The sequence below is a fragment of the Mycolicibacterium palauense genome (assembly GCF_002592005.1).
Taxonomy (GTDB): Bacteria; Actinomycetota; Actinomycetes; order Mycobacteriales; family Mycobacteriaceae; genus Mycobacterium; species Mycobacterium palauense.
This window is the reverse complement of the sequence record NZ_NVQF01000207.1, coordinates 1-802: the sequence shown is the minus strand read 5'-3', so window position 1 is coordinate 802 and position 802 is coordinate 1. Positions and strand designations below refer to the sequence as shown.

At 69.0% G+C, this 802-nt stretch carries 1 protein-coding gene; it reads right to left on the bottom strand.

Annotation, left to right across the window (positions count from 1 at the left end):
- Positions 1-81: 81 nt before the first annotated feature.
- Entirely contained in the window at positions 82-207 is a 126-nt protein-coding gene (locus tag CSR00_RS31610; RefSeq protein WP_281259773.1) for a hypothetical protein, read from the bottom strand.
- Positions 208-802 lie beyond the last annotated feature (595 nt).

Genomic DNA, 802 nt, shown 5'->3' with positions numbered 1-802 from the left:
CCACCACCGGACACCTCACACCCCGACGAACCCCCACCCTTCTAGGGGACCATCCGCAGCTCCTGGACGAACCCAGGTAGATCAACGCGCCAGGCCGGCGCCGGCGGCCCAGGCACCGAACCACGACAGCGCTTCGGGGTGGTCGACCGCGCCCGGCGCCGCGGCCTGCTGCGGATCCGGGCCCCGCACGATGCGCTTGACCGGCACTTCGAGCTTCTTGCCCCTCGGCGTGCACGGAATGGTCGGCGCTTTCTCTCCAATCTCCTTGTGCAGGACAACGGGCTCGCTGCCTGAGCGGTCTCCGGGGATCGTCGTCGGCGCCTCGGCCGAAGCTGGGCCACCGTCGTGAGCCCGCTCGACATCGAACGGCGCATTCGGAGCGGCAAGAGCGTCGTGCCATCAGCTTGGATGCGAGGGCGAAAGTGGCGTAAACCACGTCCGGGGCATGCGCATCCTGTTGGCGCCGACGGGCGCCAAGCAGAGCCCCTTCATGGCGTGGGTCAACGCCCCCTACGAGTCCGAAGATCTCCTAGCGGACTGAAAACCCCACCGCAAGCCTCGTCGGACCCCGACGAACCACGACCGTTCCAGGTGCCCCACGGCGGGATTCGAGCCGGCTGCCGTGGGAAGTACCCATAGTTGCCCCCGCGCAACCGCGTGTTACCCCATGCCACCCATGCCGCCGATGTCACCTACTCCGCCCATGCCGCCCATGCCGCCCATACCGTCGCCTGGGGGAAGGCCGGGAGGCGTGCCGGGGGGTGCACCGGGGCCGTCCCTTATACCCATCTGACCGTGCCGA